This window comes from Salinicola rhizosphaerae (assembly GCF_014652715.1).
Taxonomy (GTDB): Bacteria; Pseudomonadota; Gammaproteobacteria; order Pseudomonadales; family Halomonadaceae; genus Salinicola; species Salinicola rhizosphaerae.
On the sequence record NZ_BMZI01000008.1, the window covers coordinates 173,172 to 192,050 of the forward strand.

General features: G+C 65.6%; 16 protein-coding genes. 3 read left to right on the forward strand and 13 right to left on the reverse strand.

Annotated features, from left to right (window positions below; genetic code table 11):
* The first annotated feature begins 204 nt into the window (after positions 1–204).
* The 3 genes from IE125_RS17455 (at position 205) to IE125_RS17465 (ending at position 3,254) form a co-directional block, all read left to right on the forward strand.
* Positions 205–1,923, forward strand: coding sequence for a Na+/H+ antiporter (locus IE125_RS17455; RefSeq protein ID WP_189445956.1), 1,719 nt, complete (start codon positions 205–207; stop codon positions 1,921–1,923).
* Positions 1,924–1,960: 37 nt separating this feature from the next.
* On the forward strand, positions 1,961–2,449 hold the full coding sequence (locus IE125_RS17460; RefSeq protein ID WP_229809189.1) for a DUF302 domain-containing protein: 489 nt from the start codon (positions 1,961–1,963) through the stop codon (positions 2,447–2,449).
* A 94-nt stretch (positions 2,450–2,543) separates the two neighbouring features.
* Positions 2,544–3,254, forward strand: coding sequence for a ribonuclease activity regulator RraA (locus IE125_RS17465; protein WP_189445957.1), 711 nt, complete (start codon positions 2,544–2,546; stop codon positions 3,252–3,254).
* 161 nt (positions 3,255–3,415) lie between these two features.
* Here the strand turns inward: IE125_RS17465 and IE125_RS17470 are convergent, their stop codons facing one another.
* The 13 genes from IE125_RS17470 to IE125_RS17530 form a co-directional block, all read right to left on the reverse strand.
* On the reverse strand, positions 3,416–5,641 hold the full coding sequence (locus tag IE125_RS17470) for a xanthine dehydrogenase family protein molybdopterin-binding subunit (RefSeq protein ID WP_189445958.1): 2,226 nt from the start codon (positions 5,639–5,641) through the stop codon (positions 3,416–3,418).
* Between the two features lie 22 nt (positions 5,642–5,663).
* Complete coding sequence (locus tag IE125_RS17475) at positions 5,664–6,659, reverse strand: FAD binding domain-containing protein (protein ID WP_189445959.1); 996 nt, start codon at positions 6,657–6,659, stop codon at positions 5,664–5,666.
* 5 nt (positions 6,660–6,664) lie between these two features.
* Positions 6,665–7,348, reverse strand: a complete 684-nt coding sequence (locus IE125_RS17480) for a (2Fe-2S)-binding protein (protein ID WP_189445960.1) — start codon at positions 7,346–7,348, stop codon at positions 6,665–6,667.
* A 302-nt stretch (positions 7,349–7,650) separates the two neighbouring features.
* Positions 7,651–8,556: a formylglycine-generating enzyme family protein gene (locus IE125_RS17485; RefSeq protein ID WP_229809190.1), complete on the reverse strand. Its 906-nt coding sequence runs from the start codon at positions 8,554–8,556 to the stop codon at positions 7,651–7,653.
* A gap of 54 nt (positions 8,557–8,610) precedes the next feature.
* Positions 8,611–9,375, reverse strand: coding sequence for a tetratricopeptide repeat protein (locus IE125_RS17490; RefSeq protein WP_189445961.1), 765 nt, complete (start codon positions 9,373–9,375; stop codon positions 8,611–8,613).
* Positions 9,372–10,772, reverse strand: a complete 1,401-nt coding sequence (locus IE125_RS17495) for a BatD family protein (protein ID WP_189445962.1) — start codon at positions 10,770–10,772, stop codon at positions 9,372–9,374. Before IE125_RS17495 ends, IE125_RS17490 begins: the two co-directional genes overlap by 4 nt.
* A 20-nt stretch (positions 10,773–10,792) precedes the next feature.
* The gene (locus tag IE125_RS17500; protein WP_189445963.1) at positions 10,793–12,448 is read right to left on the reverse strand and encodes a VWA domain-containing protein; all 1,656 of its coding nucleotides are present in this window, start codon (positions 12,446–12,448) and stop codon (positions 10,793–10,795) included.
* The gene (locus tag IE125_RS17505) at positions 12,445–13,428 is read right to left on the reverse strand and encodes a VWA domain-containing protein (RefSeq protein ID WP_189445964.1); all 984 of its coding nucleotides are present in this window, start codon (positions 13,426–13,428) and stop codon (positions 12,445–12,447) included. Before IE125_RS17505 ends, IE125_RS17500 begins: the two co-directional genes overlap by 4 nt.
* Positions 13,421–13,975, reverse strand: a complete 555-nt coding sequence (locus IE125_RS17510; RefSeq protein WP_189445965.1) for a DUF4381 domain-containing protein — start codon at positions 13,973–13,975, stop codon at positions 13,421–13,423. The genes IE125_RS17505 and IE125_RS17510 overlap by 8 nt, the downstream gene beginning before the upstream one ends.
* Positions 13,972–14,976: a DUF58 domain-containing protein gene (locus IE125_RS17515; RefSeq protein ID WP_189445966.1), complete on the reverse strand. Its 1,005-nt coding sequence runs from the start codon at positions 14,974–14,976 to the stop codon at positions 13,972–13,974. Before IE125_RS17515 ends, IE125_RS17510 begins: the two co-directional genes overlap by 4 nt.
* A gap of 73 nt (positions 14,977–15,049) precedes the next feature.
* Positions 15,050–16,045 carry an AAA family ATPase gene (locus tag IE125_RS17520; RefSeq protein WP_189445967.1) on the reverse strand — a complete coding sequence of 332 codons (996 nt, stop codon included), beginning with the start codon at positions 16,043–16,045 and terminating at the stop codon, positions 15,050–15,052.
* On the reverse strand, positions 16,042–17,055 hold the full coding sequence (locus IE125_RS17525) for an HAD family hydrolase (protein ID WP_229809191.1): 1,014 nt from the start codon (positions 17,053–17,055) through the stop codon (positions 16,042–16,044). Before IE125_RS17525 ends, IE125_RS17520 begins: the two co-directional genes overlap by 4 nt.
* 115 nt (positions 17,056–17,170) lie before the next feature.
* Positions 17,171–18,793, reverse strand: coding sequence for an arylsulfatase (locus IE125_RS17530; RefSeq protein ID WP_229809192.1), 1,623 nt, complete (start codon positions 18,791–18,793; stop codon positions 17,171–17,173).
* Between the last annotated feature and the right edge of the window lie 86 nt (positions 18,794–18,879).

The window sequence follows — 18,879 nt, forward strand, 5'->3', positions numbered from 1 at the left end:
TGGAGCGTCTCGAAGCGGACCACAAACGAGGCGTCGGTGTCAGGCCGCCGCCATCGTCTCGACTAGGAAGCATAGTCACCACTTCACCGACATGCCCGGCGCGCGATCGGAAAATTTGTCGCAGCTGTAGACGGGATTAACTTCCGTTAAGCTCGGCGACTTGGCGACGACCGCCCTCACCCCGACAAGCGACCTTCTGCCTTCATGAATACCCTGATTCTGGTTCTCATTCTTCTACTGGTGGCCTCGGCGACCGGGGTCATCGCGCGCTTTCTACCCTCGCTGCCGACGCCGCTCGTGCAGATCATTCTCGGCGCCATCCTCGCCTGGCCGGCTTCCGGTCTACACGTGGAGCTGGAGCCGGAAATCTTCCTGCTGCTGTTCATCGCACCGCTACTGTTCTCGGACGCCAGACGCTTCCCCCAGCGCGAGTTCATGATCCTGCGCGGGCCGATACTCGCGCTCGCACTTGGCCTGGTGCTGTTCACCGTGGTCGGCGTCGGCTACTTCATTCACCTGCTGTTCCCGGTTCTGCCGCTGGCGATCTGCTTTGCGCTGGCGGCGATCCTCTCGCCCACCGACGCCGTCGCCGTCTCCTCGATCTCGGGGCGATTGCCGGTCCCGCCGCGGCTGATGCGCGTGCTCGAAGGCGAATCGCTGATGAACGACGCCTCCGGTCTGGTCGCGTTCAAGTTCGCGGTCGCGGCGGCGATCACCGGCACGTTCTCGCTGGCTGACGCCACACTCAGTTTCTTCATCATCGCCGTGGGCGGACTGGTCGTCGGTGCCCTGCTTGCCCTCGGCTTCAATTTCGTGCGCACGCGTCTGATCGAGCGCCATCTGGGCGAGGCGACGACGGTGCAGGTCATTCTGCTGGTGCTGCTGCTGCCGTTCGCCGCCTTCCTGCTTGCCGAGCATCTCGGCATGTCCGGCATTCTGTCCGCCGTCGCGGCGGGCATGGTGATGAACCGGGCCGACATCAAGCGGGTCGGCCAGCTGCATACGCGAATGCAGACCCAGAGCGTGTGGGAAATGCTCGAGTTCGTGCTCAACGCGCTGGTCTTTCTACTGCTCGGTTTCCAGTTGCCGGCGATCATCACCGGCGCACTGGATCACTCGCTGCACGACGTCGGCGACTTCGAGTTTCTGCGTCTTCTGGGCTACGTGGCGGTCATCTCGATCGCACTGCTGGTGTCTCGCTTCGTCTGGATCTGGCTGGCCAGCGAGGTCGGCCGTGCGCTGACACGACTCGCCGGCGCGATTCGCGGTCAGCCGCGCCTGCCGTCGCCGAACGGCAATGCCCGTGTACCGCTGCGTCTGATGCTCGCCGCCACGCTGGCCGGCATTCGCGGTACCATCACGCTCGCCGCCGCACTCTCGCTGCCGCAGGTGATGGCAGACGGCACGCCGCTACCCGCGCGCGAACTGCTGATATTTCTCGCCACCGGGGTAATCCTGTTCACGCTGATCGTCGGCAGCGTCGGCCTGCCGCTGGTGTTGCGCAACCTGAAGATTCCCAACGACACTCATGAGTTCGAGGAAGAGAGGCGCGCCCGAATCGCCGGTGCCGAGGCTGCGATCTACCGCATCGAGCGTTTCCACCATGATCGCACCGGCGAGTTTGCCGAAGCCAAGACCAACGACGAGACGATCATGGCGTTCAACGATATCAGCGGCCAGCTGATGGCCTACTATCGGGAGCGACTGACGCTGCACTCCGCGGATACCGCGACGCCGCAACTGGAGATGACGCGCCAGCTCGAGCGTGAGACCCGGCTGGAAGCGCTGCGCGCCGAACGCCGCGAGTACTACAAACTGCGCGAGCGCGACCGCATCAACGACAACGTGCTGCGCAAGCTGGTGCGAGAGGTCGACCTCGCCGAAGCCGCGCTGACCAGCGATCAGGGCGCCAGCGTCCATTGAACGCCTTCGATCGATTTTCACCAAGCAGGAGAACGCCATGAGATCACCCTACCGCTGGCTGACCGCCGCCGCCATCGCCCTGAGCTGCCTGGGCGGTGCGACCAACGCCCAAGCACAGGCCACGTCCGATGCCCCGCAGGTACCGGGCATGATCGTCACGAAAAGTGACGCCGACGTTCACGAGACCGCCAGCCGATTCGCCGAGCAGGTGCGCACCAGCGGCATGACCGTCTTTGCGCGGATCGATCATCGTCAGGCCGCGATGTCGCGCAGCATGGCTTTGCTGCCGAACGAGGTAGTCATCTTCGGCGACCCCAAGAGCGGCACCCCGCTGATGCAGTGCGCGCCGACTGCCGGCATCGACCTGCCGATGAAGGCGCTGGTGTGGCAGGACGAACAGGGCCAGACCTGGATCGGCTACAACGACCCGCAGTGGATCGCCGACCGTCACGGTGTCGGCGACTGCCCGGCGGTGAAACCGCTTCAGCAGGGCATGCAGAAACTCATCGAGGCGACGGTCGACTGAGTCGACCGATCAGTGACCAAGGTCTTATCGACTTTGGCCGCACGCCGCGTAGGCTCCGAGATGACGTTCCCCTTCCCGTTCTCGGAGCCAGCGCATGCATGCATCGATCATCGAGCCTCTCAAGGGCGTTTCCGTGGCGACCCTTTCTACCGCGCTGTTCAAACGCGGATTGCGTAACCAGACGCTGCAAGGCGTCGGCCCGGTCATGCCCAAAGGCCAGATCATGGTCGGCCCCGCCTACACGCTGCGCACAATCCCCGCGCGCGAGGATCTCAACGGCATCGACGTCTTCCGCGACCCCGAGCACCCGCAGCGACGCGCCATCGAGCAGTGCCCAAGCGGCCACGTCATGGTGATCGATAGCCGCAACGACCCGCGCGCGGCCTCGGCAGGCTCGATTCTGATCACTCGGCTGATGGTGCGTGGCGCCGCCGGCATCGTCACCGACGGCGGTTTTCGTGACAGCCCGGAGATCGGCAAGCTCGAGATTCCCGCCTACCATCAGCGTCCTTCCGCGCCGACCAATCTGACCCGACATCAAGCCATCGATATCGACGTCCCCATTGGTTGCGGCGATGTCGCGGTCTTCCCGGGGGACATCATCGTTGGCGACGATGAAGGCGTGATCGTGATCCCCGCCGAGCTGGCGGAAGAGATTGCCGCCGAAGCGGTCGAGATGACTGCCTTCGAAGATTTCGTCACCGAGAAAGTGAAAGGCGGGCGCTCCATCGTCGGCCTCTACCCGCCGACGGATGAACGGTCATTGAAGGATTTTGCCGCCTGGCGGGAGAAGAACGGCCGGTGACAAAGCCCGCTTTTCAATGACACCCAAAATATCAACGCCGGCTTCTGGAACCTCCAGAAGCCGGCGTTATCCTTTCTACCGATTTTGAATCTCAAGCACGCTACGTCTTTTTCAGATCACGCACTTCGTGTTCCTCTCACGCAAGGCACATCCTATCTCCATTACGCGCTCTGCGCTGCGGGCACGTCCTCCATCAGCTTGTCGAGAGTGATCGGCAGTTCGCGAATGCGCTTGCCGGTGGCGTGGTAGACGGCGTTGGCGACCGCGGCGGCAAGCCCGGTAATGCCGATTTCGCCGATGCCACGGGCCCCGTATTCGTTGAATTTGGTATCCGGATAGTCGAGCAGGATCACGTCGATCTCCGGTTGGTCGGCGTGCACCGGCACCAGGTATTCGGCGTAGTCGTTATTGACCGGGCGCGCGTTGCGCTCGTCATACTCGGTCGCCTCGAACAGGCCCATGCCGATACCCATGACCACGGCGCCTTCGACCTGGTTGCGTGCGGTGGTCTCGTTGATCACGCGGCCGACATCGATGGCACTGACGACACGGGCGACGCGCAGTCGCGAAATGCCCGGGTCCCAGCGCACTTCGACGAAGTGAGCGCCGAAGGAGCGGTAGGAGTATTCGGAGTCGGCAGCTTTGGTGTGCGCTTCGCCATCGGCACTGCCGTAGCGGCCGGCGTCGAGAATCGCGGCAAAGTCCGAGTGCTTGCCATCGGCGTTGCGAAGGCCGCCATCGGAGACTTCCAGATCGTCGCTGGCAGCGCCCGCGAAGACGCCTCCCGTGCCCGTGGCGTAGCGCTTCATCTCGTCGAGCGCGTTACGCGCGGCGCCGGCGATGGCCGGCAGCGTGGTCGCCGTGGCCCAGGAACCGCCGGAAACCGGGCCGTCCGGGTAGGAAGAATCGCCCAGCTTGACGGTGATACGATCGAGCGGAATGCCGGTGACGTCGCTCACGGTCTGCGCCACGATGGTGTAGGTGCCGGTGCCGATATCCTGGGTCGCGCAGGAGGCGAACGCGGTACCGTCGGCGCGGATCGAGACCCGCGCGTCACACGCCATCTTCAGCGCTTCCCAGTTGCACGCCGCCATGCCGTAGCCGACGATCTCGCGACCGTCGCGCATGCTGCCCACGCCGGGCGTACGATCCGCCCAGCCGAATTTCTCCGCCGCCCGGTTCGTCGCTTCGACGATATGGTTGCTGGAGAAGTCGAGATCCTTGCTCTCGTCGCGGCTCGCGTAGTTGTCGAGCCGGAACTGCACCGGATCGGCGCCCGCCGCCAGCGCCATCTCGTCGATCGCCGACTCCAACGCGAAAAGTCCCGGCGCTGCGCCCGGCGCCCGCATCGACGTCGGCGTGCCCCGATTCACCTGGGTTGTGGCGTGACTGACCGTGAGATCCGGACAGCGATAGAGACTCTTGGTCACGCTGCCACAGGTCTCGACGTACTGATCGGTGAACGAGGTCGTGTTGATCGACTCATGCCGCACCGAGACCAGCTTGCCATTCTCGTCCGTTGCCAGGCGCAGGCGCTGACGCGTTTCCGGACGATGACCGACCGTCGTGAACATTTCACGACGCGGCACGACGAGCTGGACCGGGCGCCCGAGCTCACGCGAGACGGCTGCCGTGGCGATCGCGTGCGGCCAGGTCCACAGTTTGCCGCCAAACCCCGAGCCGATGTAGGGCGCATGAACGGTGATACGCTCCGGCGACATGGCGAAGATCTTGGAGAGCGCCCCCTTCGCCACGACGACGCCCTGAGAGGCATCGAAGATCGTCAGCTCGCCGCGCTGCCACCAGGCAGTCGAAGCGTGCATTTCCATCGGGTTATGGGTCTCGACCGGCGTGCGGTAGGTGACGTCGACGGTCGTCGCGGCGCTGTCGAAGGCTGCTGGGGCATCGCCGCGAGAGTGATTGCCGCTGCCGGGCTGGGTGCCGTTCGCCTCGATACCCTGCTCGAGCGTGGCAAGCGTCGGTTCCTCGGCATAGCTCACCTTGACCCGACGCGCGGCAGCACGGGCATTCTCGAAGGTATCCGCGACCACCAGTGCCACGAACTGACCGGCGTAATAGACGCGGTCATCCTCGAACGGCAGTCGCGTCTCCTCGACCTTGTTGCCCTGGGCCAGACTCGACGGTGTGTGATAGAGCGTCGGGAAGTGGCCATGATGATAGATGTCGACCACGCCCGGCATGTCGCGGGCGTCATCGAGTTCGATATCGGTCACGCGGCCACTGGCGATCGTGCTGAACACGCCGTAACCGTAGGTCAGCCCCGGCGGCAGGTTATCGGCGGCGTAGTTGGCGCGGCCCGACAGCTTGTCGGGTCCATCGATGCGGGGCACGCCCGCGCCGATGATGGAACGGGATTGATCACTCATGTGGGGTCTCCTCGCGGGCGAATCAGGCGGCAGTCGAATCGATCAGATCGGCGAGATTGCGCACGATCGCCTGCTGTCCGAGCGGAATCTTGTAGGCATTCTGCGAATAGGCGGTGGCGTTCTCGAAAGCCCGACCGGCTGCGTCGGCAAAGAGCCGTTCGCTTGCGCTCTTGCCTTTGAGTGCCGCTTCGACTTCGGGCGCACGCCAAGGCTTGGTGCCTACACCGCCCAGGGCTACGCGGGCCTGCGTGATCGTGTCGCCGTCCATCTGTACGATCACCGCGCTGGAGGCGAGCGCAAACTGGTAGGACTGGCGATCACGCAACTTGAGATAAGCGGACTGGCTGCCGGTGATCGGCGCATCGAGCGTCACGTGGGTGATCAGCTCGCCCGGCTCGAGGGCGTGTTCTCGTGCCGGAGTCTCTCCGGGCAGCAGGTGAAAATCGGCGAAATCGATTTCGCGCTGGCCTTCCGGCCCTTCGACCTGAACGGTCGCGCCGATGGCGATCATCGCCACGCACATATCGGACGGATGCGAGGCGATGCACTGATCACTGGTGCCCAGCACGGCATGAACGGAGCGGTTGACGCCGCCAATGGCAGAACAGCCACTGCCGGGTTCACGTTTGTTGCAAGCGGAGACACCGTCGCGGAAGTAGGGGCAGCGCACCCGCTGCATCATGTTGCCGCCGGTAGTCGCCTTGTTGCGAAGCTGTGTGGAGGCTCCCGCCAGCAAGGCCTGGGAAAGCACCGCATAGTCATTGATCACGCGCTGGTCACGCGCGAGCGCCGTATTGGTCACCATGGCGCCAATGCGCAGACGACCATCGTCCAGACGCTCGATGCCATCGAGATCGACGCGGTTGATGTCGACCACTTTTTGCGGCTGCATCACGTCGAGCTTGACCAGATCCAGCAGCGTCGTGCCACCGGCGAGAAAAGAGACCTCGCGATCCGTACCGTGAGCGGCGACCGCCTGGTGCGCACTCTCGGCACGGGCATAATCGAAGTTACGCATGAACGTTACCCCTGCATCTGTTGGCGGGCGGACTGGATCGCCGCGACGATATTCTTGTAGGCGCCACAGCGGCAGATATTGCCGCTCATCGCCTCGCGCACATCGGCATCGCTGGTTCCGATCGCGTCATCCTGCAGAATCGCTACCGCGCTCATCATCTGACCGGCGGTGCAGTAACCGCACTGATAGGCATCGTGTGCCAGGAACGCCTGCTGGATGGGATGCTGCCGACCGTTTTGCTCGAGCCCCTCCACGGTGGTGATCTCGTCACCATCGTGAGTCACCGCGAGACTCAGGCAGGAGTTGATCGCGGTGCCGTTGACCAGAATCGTGCAGGCGCCGCACTGACCGTGATCGCAGCCCTTCTTGGTACCGGTAAGACCGAGACCGTGGCGCAGCGCGTCGAGCAGCACCACATTGGGTGTCACGTCCAGTTGATGGCGTTGGCCGTTGACGGTGAGCGTAATGCGCTGCTTGCCCTCGGCGGGTGGGGTGTCGCTCTGCGTCGCCGGCTGATCCGGCGAGCCAGCGTAGCTTACCTGTGACAGCGCCGGCGCCGCGGCAACCGCCAGACCGGAAACCCCAGCCGTCTGCAGGAAGCGGCGACGCCCCGGCGAGTGCGGCTGTGGCGCCGAATCGCGCGGGTCAAAAGTCGAAACGCCCGACTCGGGGCGCAAGTTGTCGTCCATGTCATCGTCCTCATCAAGGAAGCATCGGCCGATGCCGCGTCGTTTTTGATCTTCGGCACCCGGCTCATCACACGATTCGGCGCGGAAGACGTCCGCGCTCGCGGTAGGCGGCCGCAACGTGTCAGGCGTCGCGGCAAGTTCTTTTCTGATTGACCCACTTTTCTGTTCAATCAACTTAAGAAAGGTTGGCGAGCTCTGCAAAGTGGCAGGGAGGATTCAGGAGCAATCCGCCCCGATCGAGGAGGAATGGGCAAGTCACGACCGATGACCTGCCACGGATGCCTTGCGACTATTGAACCCGGCTACTGACGCCTCACGCAACGAAACCCGATGTGTGAAGTGGCCTCGTCGATCGGCTGGGGGTGCCGGGCGGCGGGGCGATAGCGCTGGCAGTATTCGGGGGCGCAGAGGTGCGAGCCGCCTTTCAGTACCTTGAGACTGGCCGCCGGGTCATCGGCCTGTTGGCTACTGCTGCAGCAGGACCGGGTCGGTGCCTCGAGGCGGTGATACGGGTCTTTCGTCCACTCCCAGACATTGCCGATCATGTCATGCAGCCCGTAAGGATTAGGCGGATAGCTGCCCACCGGCGCGGTGCGCTCCAGCCCGGGGGGCGCGTCGTTGCGCCACGGGAAGGCCCCTTCGAACGTCTTGGCCAACCGTTTGCCGTCTGGATGCAGCTCGTCGCCCCAAGCGTACTCCTTGCCGACCAGCCCGCCACGGCCGGCGAACTCCCACTCGGCTTCCGTCGGCAGGTCCTTGCCGACCCACTCGGCGTAGGCCATGGCATCGTTGAAACTCACCTGGGTTACCGGGTGCTTGGCGATCCCCTTGAGCGACTTGCCCTTGCCCAGCGGGTGACGCCAGCTCGCGCCCGGTACGAACTGCCACCACCGAAAGTGGCTGTCGAGCGGTACCGGGCCCGCCGTCGGCGTGAATACGGCGGCGCCGGGCAGCAGCAGCGCCGGATCGGCGCCGGGAAAGCGCGCGGGGTCGACCGCTTTCTCGGCGTCGGTGACGTAGCCGGTGGCGTCGACGAAACGCCGAAAGTCGGCGTAGGTCACGGGATAGACGTCGATCTCGAACGCCGCCACGGTTACCTCGCGACAGGGCCTCTCGTCGGCATAGAACGCCTCCGAGCCCATGCGGAAGGTGCCGCCCGCCAGGGCGATCATCGAGCTCGATTGCGACTTGCTGCGTGACTTGGCCATCCAAAGACTCCTCTGCCATTGATGATAAGCAGGCACACTCGGGCCACCACCGGCTCATGGCACCGCCTGCCCCTTGAGCTGGTGTTCGAGTCGACCAAGCTGCGGGTCGTCCGGCGCGACACGGCGCAGAGCCTCCATCGCCGCCAGCGCCTCGCTCACATGACCTTGCGTGGCGTTGAGATAGACGGCGGCATAGAGCAGATCCGGCGACTCCGGCGTCAGCCGCAAGCCCCGGTACAGCGCATCTAGCGCGGCTGCCTGCCGTCCCAGACGGTCGAGCAGTAGCGCCTGATTGTAGAAAGTACGCGCGTGCTCCGGGCGCCATTCGGCATCGCGCGCCAGCCAATCCAGTGCCGTTTCATACTCACCCTGCTCCGCCAGACTCAGGGCAAGCAGGTAGGCCAGATGTCCACGGTCCCGGCGCGGGGTATCGGCATTGGCAAGCCCCTCGCGCAACAGCGCCTGCGACCGTTCGGTCTCGCCCTGGCGGCTGTAGAGCATGGCCAGGTTGACCCGCGCCGGCAGATAATCCGAATCCAGATCCAGCGCCTCGCGATAGCCATCGATGGCCGCTTGGGTCCGCCCCGCCTGTAGTGCCGCGTTCGCCCGTTCGACGTGGCGCTCGACACGGCGTTCGTTCGCGGCACTGGGCGTGTCTGCCTCCGAACTCGTCGCGGGTGCTGAGGCCAGGCCTGCGGGGACGACATCACCTGCCGGCGACGCATCGGCCGGACTGCCGGCGCACGGCGCCAGCAGCAATATCAGCAGGATGGCAACGCGACACTGGAAACCGACGGCGAATGGCGGTAGTTGCATCATGATGCCCTCGGATTGAGTGGCGGCAGGCAGGGCCCGAGCCTTGCCTGGCGCAGGTCAGCCGCTCGAGGCAGCGCCCGCTGCAGCGCTGCCCAAGTGTCAGGCGTCGAGGCCGACGGCATGGCTGATTGCCCGGTCACGCCGTAGCGCTGCTGCCCCAGCATGGCCAGCAGCCGCTCGATCTCCTGGCGGTGTACCGTCTCCAGACCGGGGACCCGCGCCTGCAACGCCTGCCAGGCGCTCAAACTATCGGCAAGTTGCCGCGCTCTGACTGCGCGTTCGAACTGCACAAGTACGGCACGCCCATCCTGTGTGCGCCGCTCGCGGCGATGCTGTCGCCAGCGTTGCCATGCCGATCGCCCCCAGCGCCGAAAGAGCACGCCCCCCATCACGATCAGGAGGACGCCGATCAGCACGACCGCCAGCGCCGCCGGCCCCTGTGTCGCCGCGCGTGCGCGCAGGGAGGCTGCCGCACCAGCACCACCGGACACGTCCAGCGAGAGTGCCGGCAGGCTCGCCGAGTCGATACGCTGATGCGCCAGGTCATACCAGTCCAGGCGAATGGCCGGCAGCGTGACTGGCCCGCCATGCTGAGCAATATAGGTCAGACGCTCGGTACGGGTGCCGCCGTTCGCGGTTTCCGTCAAAGTCGGCGACGCCGCGTGCACCGCCATCGTCGGCAGCGGTGTCGCGTCTATCAGGGAAGGCAGCAGCAGTGGGCTGCCGCCCTCCAGCGTCACCACGAGCTCGCGCTGCAGACTGTCGCCGACCGTCAGCAAGACCGGTTCCTCCGGACGCTTAAGCACGGAGGTCTCTCCGGCCGCTTCGCCGGCGTCCTCCGCCCGTGTCACGGTGATCCGCTGCTCGAGCGTCAGTGCGGTACCGGCCACATAGGGCGAGAGCCCGGCTGCCGCCTGCGGCACCGTGACAACCAGCGTCTGCGCGGCCAGCGGCGCCGTGCGCGTTACCGTGTCACCGGCCTCGGGATCCTGATAGGTAATCTCCAACGTCCCCGGCCCAAGCCTGAATTCGCCGGCGGCCAGCGGCGTCACGGCATAGCGGCGCGACACGCCGGACCAGGTGCGACCCTCGACGGCCTGGCTGATCGGCATCGTCGCCCGTGAAGGCAGCTCGATGCGCAGATTCGGTTGGTCGAACCTCGGGAACGCCACGGGCTGCGGCATGAAGGTCGGTACCAGCACGGTGATACGTAGCTGCGCGCGCTCGCCCGGGGCGACGCGTTCCGGCGTCAACGTCGCGGAGACAAGAGGATCGCTGGCCGGTGCAGGGGTCGAGGTCGATATAACCGATGCCGGCTGTGCCGCTAGCGGCAGGCTGGCGAGCGCGCTCAGGCAGAGCAGCAGGCCCGCCAACCCTCTCCACCATCTTGCTAGAGGCATCTGTTCGTGCCGGCGGCGCATCATGGCACACCCCCCGAGATCGGACCCGACGCCGGCTTCGCGGCCTGATCAGCAGAACCGCCCGAGCGCGACATCGCGGCTTCCAGCGCAAAGCGCTGGCGCAGGTAGTCGCCGGTATCCGAGTCGATGGCGCTGATCCACTGCTCGGGGGTCAGCAGCTTGTCGCCTTCATCCCCGCTCAGGGTCGTCTCCACGCCGCGCTGAGACTCGTTGTCGAAGACGATGTCATCCGCGCCTTCGCCACGATCCTCACCGGTATCGGATTGCTCCCGGGTCTCCTCGACATAATCCCGTATCTCGCGGGCCAGAGCGAGATTGCGCTCCCCTTCGGGGTAGTCGGGATCGCGTGCCAGCGCGGTTTCGAAGGCGGCCACGGCATCGCGATACTGACGGCTGCGGATCAGCGCCAGCCCCTGGGTAAAGGCGGCATCGGCCGTCTCCAGCGCGGCGAGTGCCGTGACCGCTTCGGCATACTGGCCATCGCGATAGAGCGCGTAGCCGCGCCAGGCCGGGTCCTCGAAGTGCATGCTGGCCCGGTCGTACCGGTTCCGTTCCACCCACCACCGCCCCTGCTGATCCGGCGTCAGAAACGCATCCATTAGCCGGGTCGTCAGCGGCGAGGCCGTCTCGGCTTCGGCGGCGCGCGTCGACACGCTCGATTGGGCGCAGGCCACGTCGATACCGAGCGAGCCCGGTCCGAGTGCACCGGTCCATAACCCCGCGCCCAGCGTGAGCGCGACGACGCCGAGCTGCCAGCCACGCCGAAACCCGAGCAGCGCGAGCATCGCCGCGGGCCAAGCGAGCCAGACGCCGCGGTCCTCCCACGCCAGTCGATCATCGTCGATTAGTGCCTGGCGGTAGGCGGATGCCAGCAGGCGTTCGAGCGTCTGAATATCGCTGTCGTCGGCACTGACGCTGACCTGTCGCGCCCCTAGTCCCTCGATCTCTGGCAACGGCGCTTCGCCCGGCAGCAGCGAGAGGAAGGCCAGCGTGTTCGCGTCATCGCGGGCCGTAAAAGCCGAACGATTGGCGCCGCTTATCCCGTCGCTCACGAACAGGATCGTGCCGGGCACGGGTTGATCGGCCAGCAGCGTCTCGGCCAGTGCCAGCGCCTCACCCGCGACATCGCCCTCAACCGGCATCACTGCCGGAGAAAGTCCCTCCAGGTAGGGCTTGATCAGCGCAGGGTCGCCGGTCAGCGGCACCACCAGATGGGCCGAGCCCGAATAGGCGATCAGTGCCGTTTCCGCGCCGCTGCGCGTGGCCAGCAGGCGCTCGATCTTGATCACGGCGCGCGCGAGCCGGCTCGGCGGCACGTCGCTTGCGAGCATCGACGGCGTGACCTCGAGCGCGATCACCAGCGGGGCCGTCTGACTGACCATCGGATTCGGCATTCGGCTCCAGGCGGGGCCGGCCAGCCCGATAACCAGGCAGAGCGCCAGCGCCGCTAGCGTGTCGACCGGCGTCAGCCGCCCGCGGCGCCCCTGACCAACGGTCAGCGCCCGTGCGAGGTGTGGCGCGACGTGGCGGACACGGGACTCGCGAGACCCCGTGTGAAAGCGCCCCATCCACCAGAGCACAGCGATTAGCAGCACGAGCAGCAGCCATAGCGGCCGCAGGAAATGAAAGGCTGAAACGAAATCGGTGAGCGTCATGACGTCTGCCCCCGAACAAGCCCCACGCTGCGCCAGAGCCAGCCGAGCAGCAGTAGACCGAGCGCCAGCGCCATCGGCCACACCGCCAGCGGCTGGCGCTGACGATAGCTGTGATCGGCGATCTGGCGCGGCGCGAGCGCGTCGATACGCTCGTAGACTGCCTGCAGTGCCTGCTGGTCGGTGGCCAAAAAACTCTCGCCACTGGTGGCTTCAGCGATGGTCTCGAGGGTAGCGGTATCGACGCGATTCTCGCCGCTGCCCTGCGGGTCGCCGATCGCGATGGTGAGGATCTGCACGCCGCGCTCGGCGGCGATCGTCGCGGCATTGATCGGGCTCATGCGGCTGCCGGTATCGGCGCCGTCGCTCAACAGGATCAGCAGACGCTGCTGCACATCGCTGGCCTCGAACTGACGAATGGCCAGGCCGATGGCATCCCCCAATGCCGTGTGCGGCCCCGCCATGCCCACCTCGGTCTGTGCCAGCAGCGACTGCAGCGTGGCTAGATCGGTGGTCAGCGGCGACTGCACGAAGGCCCGCGTGCCGAAGACGATCAGCGCCATGCGTTCGCCCTCGCGGCCATCGAGGAAACCCGCGATGACCTGCTTGACCCCGACCAGTCGCTGCAGCGTCTCGTCGCTCGAGGCCGCGAAATCCCTGGCGTCCATCGAGCCCGAGATATCCACCGCCAGGATCAGGTCGCGAGCCGCCGTCTGCCAGTGGATGGGAGCGCTCACCCGCTCCGGGCGTGCCAGGGCCAGCACCAACAGCGCCCAGCAGATCACCAGCACAGCCGTCATGACGCGTGAGCGGGCGAGTACCCGAGCGCCTTCTCCCGGCGTCACCCCCGCGGCCTGCATGTAGCGGTGGAAGAACGGCAGACGCAGGGCGGCCGTACGCCGTCGATACGCGGGGATTAGCCAGTGCGCCAGCAGCGGCAATGGCAGCAGCGCCAGCGCCCAAGGCGCGGCCAGCTCAATCATGCGCCCCCCGCTGGGTATCGTGGTGTCGAATCCAGCGCTCGACTCTTTCGGTCAGATCGCCGAGAGAGGAGTGGTCGTCGCTAGCTGGCATGTTCTCTACCATCGGGCGGTAGGGCTGGTCCGAGATCCATGCCATGGCACGCTCATCGAAACAGCGCCGCCCGGGAGGCATAGTGCGGTTGAGAAAATGGCCCCAGGCCTCGCCGCGCAGCGAGGCGACTTGCGTCCGAGGGAACGCCGCGAGCGCCGTACGCCGAAGGACCTCCGCCAGCGCCACGACCCCTTCGCCGCTGGCCAGCCGGCGATTCAGCGCGGTCAGCGCCTCGCGGCGGTAGCGATTGGCCCGCCAGCGCCGATAGCGATGCCATCCCCACCCGGCCAGCCATAGCAACACGATGCCGCCCGCCACCCACCATCCCCAGGTCTGCGGCCACCAGGCAACGGGCAGCGGCTCAGGTGGCGGCGACAGCCGATCGATCAGCTGCGACAACATCAGCGGCGGCGTGTCATTCGCCGATTGGCTGACGACGGACGCCGACTGATTCACGATGACGCCCTCCCCGGCGCGGATCGATGATCCGTGCGTCGATTCACGCCGAGCAGCCGGCGCAGCTGTACCGCGCTCTCCTCGCCGGCGGAAAGCGGCACCAGCGAGAGCCCGAAGCGCCGCTGCCACGCATCCAGCGTCTCGCGGCGTTCGCGGGAGACCCGTTCGAGGGCCTCGCGGATCCGTGCGCTGCGCGTATCCAGCAGCGCCTGCCACCGGCCGTCGGAAACGGTCTCGCGCAGGTCATCCGGCAGCTGTTCCGCCAGCACGTCGGTGACCGGGGCCAGCACGACATCGTTATGGCGACATAGCGCGCCAAGCAGCCGCTCGCTGCGCGGGCCGATCACATCGAAGTCGCTCAATACCACGACCAGGTGATCGCGACTCGCCAGCCGCGACACGGCTTCGAACACGGCATCCAGCGAGGTCGGCTCGACGGGTTCGGCATCGGCGTGGAGCGCCAGATTGGCTTCGGCTAGCGCCTGCAGAAAGCGCATCGTACCGGCACGCGAACTCGCCGGACGGCACTCCACGAGTTCGCGATCCCCCACAACGATGCCGCCGACCCGGTCATGCTGGCCAAGCACGGCAAAGGCGAGCATCGCGGCAACTTCAGCCGCGGTGACGGATTTCATCGCATGGCGACTGCCGAAGAACATCGACTGGCGCTGGTCGACGACGATCAGCGCCGGCCGGTCGCGCTCCTCGGTAAAGACGCGCACGTGCGGTTCACCGGTACGCGCCGTCACGCGCCAGTCGATGTTGCGCACGTCATCCGACGGCAGATAGCTGCGCAGTTCGAGAAAGTCGAGCCCGCGACCGCGCAGGCGCGAGCCATGACGACCGTTGAGGACGCTGCGCGCCGGCTGTCGCGGCAGCAGGCTCAGGGTTCGCCCGACGCGCTCCAGACCGCGCAGATGGGCCAGGTCGACATGAATGCGGCTGTCCCGGCCCTCGGCTGACGTCTCGGTGTACTTCCGGCGCAAGATGAAACGCGGCATCACTCTCTCCTCTCTTCGGACTCTCCACGTGGCGGGAAAGCGCGAGAAAGTGGCGAGCCGAGCGGCGGGCGGTTCACGGCAGCGCCACGCTGGCCAGCAGCTGTTCGATCACGGCGTCCGGAGTCACGCCTTCGCCCTGCGCCTCGAAGCTGAGCCCCAGCCGGTGACGCAGCACATCCGGTGCCACGGCCTGCACGTCCTGCGGGTCGAGATAGTCGCGCCCCGCGAGCCAGGCATGGGCACGACCGCAGCGATCCAGCGCCAGACTCGCGCGCGGACTGGCGCCCCGCTCGATCCAGCGGCCCAGCGCCTCGCAGAGCGCAGCCGGATGGCGCGTGGCATCGACCAGATCCGCCATGTAGCGCTCGATCGGCTCGGCGACGTGCAGCGCGGCAATCTCGCGCCGGGCGTCGAAGACCGCGGCCTGAGCGATGACGACAGGTGCGTTGGCCGGATGCGTATCCCCGGCAGCTGCCGGCGGCTGAACGGCCCGCTCCTCGCCACGTACCAACCGGATCACCTCGACCTCCTCCTCGACCGCCGGATAGTCGATCAGCACCTTCATCAGGAAACGGTCGAGTTGAGCTTCGGGCAGCGGGTAGGTGCCCTCCTGCTCGATGGGGTTCTGGGTCGCCAGCACCATGAACAGGTCCGGCAGCGCATGCGTCTTGCCGGAGACCGTCACCTGGCGCTCCTCCATCGCCTCGAGCAGCGCCGACTGCACCTTGGCCGGCGCCCGGTTGATCTCGTCGGCGAGCAGCAGGTTGGCGAACAGCGGGCCGGGGCTGAAACGGAAGATCGCGCCCTCGGCCCCCTGGTGATAGACATCGCTGCCGGTAACGTCCGAGGGCAGCAGGTCCGGGGTGAACTGGATGCGGCTGAAATCCGCCTCGAGATGGCGCGCCAGCGCCTTGATCGCACGGGTCTTGGCAAGCCCCGGCAAGCCCTCGATCAGCAGATTGCCATTTGCCAGCAGGCCGATGACCAGCCGCCGGATCACGGCCTGTTGGCCGATGATCGACTCTCCGACCGACGCTTCGAGCGACGCGATCGCCTCGCGACAACTCATGGCGTGGCGTCCGACGCCGGACTTGCTTGCAGGTCCGGGGCGTAGATCGTGCGCCAGTCGGCGGCCATATCGACCACGACCCAGTCTCGGCTCGCCGCCTCGTCGAGTCCCTGATCCAGCTTGCCGATGGCGCTCTCCCGGTCGTAGGCGACCTCGCGCGTGTCGTCGGTATGGTGGATCAGCACGCCGAGCCGGGGACCCTCGCCCTCGGTGGCCCAGATCATCATCGGCACGTCGCCATCCGAGTTGCCCACGGCCATGGCCGGTCGCACTCCCAGTGTGCGCTGAATGGTGATCGGCTTGCCGTCGCCATCATCCAGAAAGGCAATATCGCCGCGCTTGATGAGTGCAAGACGATCCCCCTCTCGAGACACTTCCAGATTGCCGGTGCTGCCGATCACGTTCTGCGTCGGAATGCCGTAGACGTCTTCGGCGAACACGCGCATGAAATCGATGCCGCCGCCGGAGACGATATAGGTCGTGTAGCCGGAATCGCGCAGATAGCTGAGCAGCTCCAGCATCGGCTGGAAGACCATCTCGGTATAGGCAAGCCCCTTATCGGGGTGGCGCGCCTTGGCCAGCCAATCGGCGACATCGGCCTGGAAAGCCTCGACCGACAGGCCGGAATGACTGACGTCGAGAATCTCGAGCAGCGCTTCATTGCCGCCTTCGAGGATCGCTGCCAGATCACGCTCGTTTACGGCGGTCTGTAAAGCCGGGCTAAGCGTATCGGCTGGCGCGTTCTCGGCGCGGTCGAGCGCATAGGCGAGCTGAAAATAGTAGGGCTGCTCCGACCAGAGCGTGCCATCGTTATCGAACACGGCAATGCGTCGGGACTCGGGCAGGTAGCTATCGCTCTCCGGATCGGTGGTCGTCTTCACGAAATCGATAATGGCGCTTTTGTTGTCGCCCGATGCCCAAGAGGGCAAGGGATCGGCAAGCGCCAGCGGTATCATCAGCATGGTCAGACTGAGCAAGGCAAGGTGAAAAACCAGGCGTTTCATCAGCATCGTGACTCCTATCATGCCTCGTTGCGTGTGAGTCGGTGCCGGACGTGACACGCAACGAGATTTCATGATTTCAGGCTCGGGCAAGCGCCTCCATGCACCCGCCCGAAGCGTGCCGTTATTGGGACAGAGGCTCCTGCAGGGTCTCCATCACCTTGTCCAGATTGAAGCTGGCGGCTTCCTGACGCGGCGGGAACTCGCGGAACGTTTCAAGGAAGTTCGCGACGTAGGCCTGCGCCGGCACCAGCATGAAGGCGTGGTCGAGCAGCCAGTCGTAGTAGGTGTTGGAGGTAATCTGCGCGCGCTCGTAGGGGTCGCGGCGTAGGTTGAAGATGCGCGGCACGCGCAGCGGTGTGAACGGGTTGGCCCAGGTTTCCAGCGTGCCTTCGGCGCGCTGCTCCATGAATACGAGCTTCCAGTCACCGTAGCGCAGCGCCATCAAGTCGCCGTCGTCCGAGAAATAGAAGATCTCGCGTCGAGGCGTCTCGTCCGTCTCGCCGGTCAGATAAGGCAAGAAATCATAGCCGTCGAGATGAACGTTGTACTCGCGGCCGATCGCCTGCACGCCGCCCTCCAGCAGCTCCTGCTTGATGTTGGGATCGCCGGCGGCATGCAGAAAGGTCGGCAGCCAATCCATGTGGTGCATGACCTGGTTGGAGATCGTATCCGCCTCGATGTGCCCCGGCCAGCGCACCATGGCGGGTACGCGCCAGCCGCCCTCCCAGTTGGTGTTCTTCTCCCCGCGGAACGGCGTCATACCCGCATCCGGCCAGGAGTTCATGTGTGGCCCGTTGTCGGTGGAGTAGAACAGGATGGTGTTGTCGGCGATACCCAGCTCATCGAGCTTGTCGAGGAAGAGCCCGACATGGCGATCGTGCTCGACCATGCCGTCGGCGTACTCGTTCTGGCCCGAAATCCCCCGCAGCGAATCCTTCACGTGGGTTCTAAAGTGCATGCGGGTGGCGTTCCACCAGACGAACCAAGGCTGGCTGGCCTGCGTCTTGCGTTCGATGAAGTCGAGTGCGGCAGCCGAGGTCTCGTCGTCGACGGTCTCCATGCGCTTGCGCGTCAGCGGGCCTGTGTCCTCGATCTCGCCGTCCGCCGTGGAGCGCACCACGCCACGCGGACCGAAGGCCTCACGGAAGGTGCGTCCATCTGGCAGCTCCATGTCGCCCGGATAGTCGGGCAGCTCCGGCTCCTCTTCGGCGTTCAAGTGGTAAAGGTTGCCGAAGAACTCGTCGAAACCGTTGTTGGTGGGCAGCATCTCGTCGCGATCGCCCAGATGGTTCTTGCCGAACTGGCCGGTGGCATACCCCTGCGCCTTCAACAAGCCGGCGATGGTCGGGTCCTCGATACTCATCCCTTCCGCCGCGCCCGGCATGCCGACCTTGGAGAGCCCGGTGCGGAAGACGCTCTGACCGGTGATGAACGACGAGCGCCCAGCGGTACAGGACTGTTCACCGTAGTAGTCGGTGAACATCATCCCCTCGTTGGCGATGCGGTCGATATTGGGTGTCTGGTAGCCCATCAGGCCGCGGGTATAGGCGGAGATATTGGACTGGCCGATATCGTCCCCCCACAGCACGAGGATGTTGGGCTTGGATGCGTCGCCGTTCGTCGACTGGCCTTGCGTTTCCTGCGCGAGCACCGCCGCGCCCGGTAGTGCCAGCGCGACGGCCAGCGCCGCCGACATGACGGCAGCACGGTGGCGCGGAAAGCGTTGTCGTTGCATGGATTCCATCGAACAATCTCCTGACAATGATGCATTGATGAAGATGCCGCTTGGGTTACCTGCCGTTCGATGACACGGAGCTGACCCCTGTCACG